This is a genomic window from Streptomyces griseorubiginosus (assembly GCF_017614965.1).
Classification (GTDB): domain Bacteria; phylum Actinomycetota; class Actinomycetes; order Streptomycetales; family Streptomycetaceae; genus Streptomyces; species Streptomyces griseorubiginosus_B.
Window position 1 is genome coordinate 1 of sequence record NZ_WVUG01000457.1, and the last position, 5200, is coordinate 5200.

General features: G+C 71.0%; 7 protein-coding genes. 1 reads left to right on the plus strand and 6 read right to left on the minus strand.

What is annotated here, in order from left to right:
- A partial coding sequence (locus GRC12_RS41695) for an asparaginase (protein ID WP_208785659.1) occupies positions 1 to 680 on the minus strand: 680 nt, incomplete at its 3' end.
- A 22-nt stretch (positions 681 to 702) separates the two neighbouring features.
- A complete protein-coding gene (locus GRC12_RS41700) occupies positions 703 to 1332 on the minus strand; it encodes an RsiG family protein (protein WP_208785660.1) in 630 nt (209 codons plus the stop codon).
- Between the two features lie 174 nt (positions 1333 to 1506).
- On the opposite strand from GRC12_RS41700, the gene dtd reads away from it, so the two are divergent.
- Positions 1507 to 1932: a D-aminoacyl-tRNA deacylase gene (gene dtd / locus GRC12_RS41705; RefSeq protein ID WP_208785661.1), complete on the plus strand. Its 426-nt coding sequence runs from the start codon at positions 1507 to 1509 to the stop codon at positions 1930 to 1932.
- A 90-nt stretch (positions 1933 to 2022) separates the two neighbouring features.
- On the opposite strand, the gene ygfZ is transcribed toward dtd, so the two are convergent.
- From ygfZ to GRC12_RS41725, 4 genes are all read right to left on the minus strand, one after another.
- Complete coding sequence (ygfZ, locus tag GRC12_RS41710) at positions 2023 to 2988, minus strand: CAF17-like 4Fe-4S cluster assembly/insertion protein YgfZ (RefSeq protein ID WP_208785662.1); 966 nt, start codon at positions 2986 to 2988, stop codon at positions 2023 to 2025.
- Between the two features lie 9 nt (positions 2989 to 2997).
- Positions 2998 to 3435 carry a Fur family transcriptional regulator gene (locus GRC12_RS41715; protein ID WP_133045736.1) on the minus strand — a complete coding sequence of 146 codons (438 nt, stop codon included), beginning with the start codon at positions 3433 to 3435 and terminating at the stop codon, positions 2998 to 3000.
- 16 nt (positions 3436 to 3451) lie between these two features.
- Positions 3452 to 4027 (minus strand): FABP family protein, encoded by a 576-nt coding sequence (locus tag GRC12_RS41720; RefSeq protein ID WP_208785663.1) that lies wholly within the window; start codon positions 4025 to 4027, stop codon positions 3452 to 3454.
- A 246-nt stretch (positions 4028 to 4273) separates the two neighbouring features.
- Complete coding sequence (locus GRC12_RS41725; protein ID WP_208785664.1) at positions 4274 to 5146, minus strand: hypothetical protein; 873 nt, start codon at positions 5144 to 5146, stop codon at positions 4274 to 4276.
- Between the last annotated feature and the right edge of the window lie 54 nt (positions 5147 to 5200).

Consider the following 5200-nt stretch of genomic DNA (forward strand, 5'->3'; position numbering starts at 1 on the left):
AAGGTGCGGTAGGCGCGGGCCAGGCCGGTCAGGCTGAGCGAGAGGAGGGGGGCGCCGCAGCCGTCCGTGCCGATGGCCGTGACCCGTTCGCCCGACGCCTCCTCCACCACGCCGTGGATGAGGTGCTGAAGGGGGTGGGAGGGATCGAGGTACGTCTTCAGGGGCCAGCCGCGGTGGGCCGACGCGGCCAGCATCGCCGTGTGCTTGCCGGAGCAGTTCATGGCGATCCGGGAGCGTACGGCGCCGGAGGCCAGGTAGGTCTCCCGCTCCTCCCCGTCCAGGGGAAGGTCGGACGGGCACTGCAAGTCCGCTTCGGTCAGCCCGTGTTCGCGCAGCATCGCGGCGACCAGCTCGCGGTGGAACGGCTCGCCCGAGTGACTGGCCGCCGCCAGCGCCAGCCGCTCCCCCGACAGCTCCAGGCCCGCGCGCAGGACGCCCGCCGCCTGCATCGGCTTGTTGGAGGAACGCGGGAAGACGGGGGACGTCACATCGCCCAGCGCGAGGTCCACCGCCCCGTCCGCCGCCAGGAGCACGAGGCTGCCTCGGTGCCTGCCCTCGACGAACCCGGAGCGTACGACCTCGGCGAGAACGGGCGGTGCGACAGGCGGAGCGGGCGAGACGACAGGCGCAACGGGCGATACGGCAGGCGGAATGGCGGCGGGCACGACGGGCTCGGACATCGGCACTGGCCCTCCGGAGGCGTCACAGGAGCAGGTCGTCGACCTGCGCTTCCCCCTCACGGTACCGGCGCGCGATCTCCGCGCTGCAGTCGTCCGTGGTCCGCTGCAGCCGCTGCCGGCGCCGGGAGACCTGCTGCTCGTACCGCACGAGCCGGCCCATCGCGGTGTTCAGCTCCAGGTCCGTGCGCGCGGCCAGGTCGGACAGCTCGACCTCGGCGAGCATGTCGGCGGCGAGACGGCGGTACTCCTCGTTGTGCGGCGTGCCCAGCGTGACGTGGCGGGCCGAGGAGCGGTGCCGGGCCGGGGCGTCGGTCAGGATCTCCGGAAGCCGGTCGACCACGGACGCCGCGCCCGCCGGTGACCTGCGCGCCAGCTCCGCGCGCAGGATGTCGATACGGCCCTGCAACAGCCGCCGTACGTAACTGAGATCGGCCTCATCGCGCTGGGCGTCCCGGCGCAGGGTGCGCAGCTCCGCCAGGCTCAGCACGGCCAGGTCGTGCTCGGGCGGGTCGACGGACAGCTGCGGACCGCCCGTGCCGCCGCTCGCGCCGCCCCTGTCGCACGGGCTGTCGGTGCGTTGTGCGGGCGGACGGGCCACCGTCCGTTCTCCCGCGCACGAGACGGGCTGCTGCCCGGTGCTCGGTGTGCTCATGTGCCTCAACCGTCCCCTCGACCGGCGTGTGGGAAGCATCGTGCCACCCCAAGTGGCCGCTATGTGACCGAGTGCCCCCGAACAGCCCCAGATGGCCGGTTAAGCATCAGAAACAAACCCGCGCGCGGTCCACCGCGGACCACCCGGCTGCGGGCCGCCCGGCATGATGGTCGTATGCGAGCTGTGGTGCAGAGGGTGGACGGCGCGAGCGTCGTCGTGGACGGCGAGACGGTCGGGGAGATCACCGGCGAGGGGCTGTGCGTCCTGGTCGGGGTCACGCACGAGGACACCAAGGAGAAGGCGGCCCAACTGGCCCGCAAACTCTGGTCGATCCGCATGCTCCAGGACGAGAGGTCGTGCAGCGACATCGACGCCCCGCTGCTCGTCGTCAGCCAGTTCACGCTGTACGGCGACGCCAGGAAGGGCCGCCGCCCCACCTGGAACGCCGCCGCCCCCGGCGATGTCGCCGAACCCCTCGTCGACGAGGTCGTCGCCCAGTTGCGCTCACTGGGCGCGACGGTGGCCACGGGCCGCTTCGGGGCACGGATGCGGGTGTCCCTGACGAACGACGGCCCGTTCACCGTTCTTCTGGAGATCTAGGAGTCGACCCTGCTGGAGATCCACGGCTCGACTCTGCTGGAGATCCACGGCTCGACTGCTGGAGATCGACGGCTCGACTCTGCCGGGGATCTACGGCTCGACGACCGTCTCCTGGGCCGCCGCCGTCTCCCCCGCCACCAGCCGGGCGTCCACGGGGACGTTCCGCTTCACCAGGGCCAGGGCGACCGGGCCCAGCTCGTGGTGGCGTACGGACGTCGTGATGAAGCCGATCTTGCGGCCGTCGGGGTCCTCGTCGGCGAGCCGGATCTCGGTGCCCGGGGTGGGCAGGTGGACCTCGCTGCCGTCCAGGTGCAGGAAGACCAGGCGGCGCGGGGGCTTGCCCAGGTTCTGGACCCGGGCGACCGTCTCCTGGCCGCGGTAGCAGCCCTTCTGGAGGTGGACCGCGGTGCCGATCCAGCCCAGCTCGTGCGGGATGGTGCGGTGGTCGGTCTCGAAGCCGAGGCGGGGCCGGTGCTGTTCGACACGGAAGGCCTCGAGGGCGAGGATCCCGACGGGCGGACCGGCCTTCTCGGCGAAGGACTCGAGGTCGGCGCGCGGCAGGAAGAGGTCACGGCCGTACGGCGTCTCGCGTACGACGACTCCCTCCGGGACCTCCGCGATCGAACCGGCCGGCAGGTGGACGACCGCGAACTCCTCCGTCCGGTCGGCGACGTCGACCTTGTAGAAGAACTTCATCGACTCCAGGTACGCGATCAGCGCGTCCTGGGTGCCGGGTTCCACATGGGCCCAGACCGTCGAACCGTCGTCGACCAGGTAGAGCGCGTGCTCGATGTGGCCGTGGGCGGACAGGACGAGGGCTTCGGTGGCCTGGCCGGCCGGCAGCTCGCTCACGTGCTGGGTGAGGAGCAGGTGCAGCCAGCTCAGCCGGTCCTCGCCGGTGACGGTGATCACGCCGCGGTGCGAGAGATCGACGAAGCCGGTGCCGTCGGCGAGGGCGCGCTGCTCACGGAACAGGTCGCCGTAGTGGGCGGCTACGCCTTCGTCCGGGCCCTCGGCGGGGACGGCGCCGGGCAGGGACAGCAGGGGGCTCTTCATGGGACAAGCCTACGACTCGGTAGTTGAACCCTTCAGGGAACAGTTCCGGCACCGGCCGAAGATCGCGAAGTGCTTCATGTCCGTCTCGAAGCCGAACTCCCGGCGCAGCTTCGCGGTGAACTCCGCGGCCACCGAGACGTCCGCCTCGATCACGTTCTCGCAGTCCCGGCAGACCAGGTGGATGTGGTGGTGGCGGTCGGCGAGATGGTACGTGGGCGCGCCGTGCCCGAGATGGGCGTGGCTGACCAGCCCGAGCTCCTCCAGGAGCTCCAGGGTCCGGTACACGGTGGAAATGTTGACCCCCGACGCCGTCTTCTTCACTTCCGTGAGGATGGCGTCGGGGGTCGCGTGCTCCAGGGTGTCCACTGCTTCGAGGACAAGCTGGCGCTGCGGCGTCAGCCGGTAGCCGCGCTGCCTGAGGTCGCTCTTCCAGTCGGTGCTCACCACACCGACGAGTCTAGAGCTACTTGAAGAACGCGATCCCGTCGTCCGGCAGGTCGTCCGGGAGGGCCTTGGCCCAGCGCTCGACGTCCTCGGGGGTGACGACCTTCTTCAGGTGGGCCGACATGTACGGGCGCAGCTCGACGTCCGGGGTCTGCTTCTCGCCGACCCACATCAGGTCGCTCTTGACGTAGCCGTACAGGCGCTTGCCGCCGCTGTAGGGGCGGGAGGCGGCCGTGCGGGCCACCGCGTCGGTGACCAGGTCGATCTGCGGCTTCTTGTCGGCGAGTTCGCCGTACCAGATCTCGATGACGCCGTCGTCGCGGGTCATCGTCACCTCGACCTTCCGCTCGGCGTCGACGCGCCAGAAGCCGGACTCCGACTCCAGCGGGCGGACCTTGTTCCCGTCGTTGTCCAGGACCCAGGTGCGGGACCGGTACTCCAGGAAGTCGCGGCCGTCGTGGGTGAAGCTGACCTCCTGCCCGAAGTTGCACTTCTCGTCGCCGGGGAAGTCGTGGACGCCCGCGCCCGCCCAGTCGCCGAGCAGGAAGGCGAGGGGGACGAGGTCCTTGTGGAGGTCGGACGGGATCTCGATCATGAGGTGGGGTTCCTAGACGGGGGTCAGCGCTGGCCCTGGTACAGCTTCTTCACGGTCAGGTAGGCGAAGCCCAGGACGCCGACGCAGACCAGGACGAGCAGGGCTTCGAAGAATGCCTCAAGCACGGGGTGCTCCTTGTTGAGGGGGTTGAGCGGGGTCAGTACAGCGGGGTGAGTACACAAGAGCCGGGCCCCAGCTTAGTCGGCCGGGGCCCGGTGCTCCGCGTGAGGTACCCCCCTACGGACCTCAGCCCAGCAGCTGGCTCTGCAGGGCCACCGTCTGCTCGAAGGGGACGGCTTCGGCGCCGCCCTCGCGGGACTGCACCACCAGGGCGAGGGTGTCCCCGGACTTGAGGTACGCCTGTCGGACCTGCTCGGAGCCGTAGGGCTGCTTCTCGGTGTACGCGGAGACGCTGACGTTCTCCGCGCGGGCGACGTCCGGGAAGGCGTCGTCGTAGGCGGCTGCCGGGGCGCCCTTGAGCGGGTAGACCGTCGAGTCGTAGGAGACCAGACCCGGCGAGAACAGGTCGTCCGCGACCGCCGAGGTGTCGAACTGCAGCAGGTACACACGCGTACGCGTGCCGTCCGGCATGGTCCAGCCGCGGGCCGCGATGTGCCGGAGGCCGTCGTCGGTCAGCTTCTGCGCGAACTCCCTGCGGTCGTCCGCGGAGGCGTACTGGGCGACGAAGTCCTTCGTGGCCAGCCAGCCGTCCGTGCCGCGCAGCGCGGCGTCGACCTCAGCGCCCTTCGGCGCCGGCAGGACCAGCGCGCGCAGGTCCGCGTAGTGGGCGTTCGCCGGGTTGTCGTCGGCGAAGGGGCCCGGACTGCCGGCGGGGAGAGGAGGCGCCACCAGCCGCGGATAGTCCCAGCGCCCGTCCGACGCGGTCGCGAGACCGGGTACGTCGGTGCGCTTCATCTGCGTGATGCCGTACGCCGTTCCCGCCCCGGCCACCGCGAACACCACGACGGCCGCGGTCCAGCGCAGGACCGCGCGCAACACACGCCGGTCCTTGCGCGGCGGCCAGGGCTGCGGCACGGGCTCCGCGGACGGCGGTCCTTCGACGGCCTGGGGGGCCTCGGGGGCCTCGGGGACCTCGGGGGCTTCGGACGCCCCAGGCACCTCCCGAGGGACCTCAGGGGACTCAGGGGACTCAGGGGACTCAGGGGCCTCAGG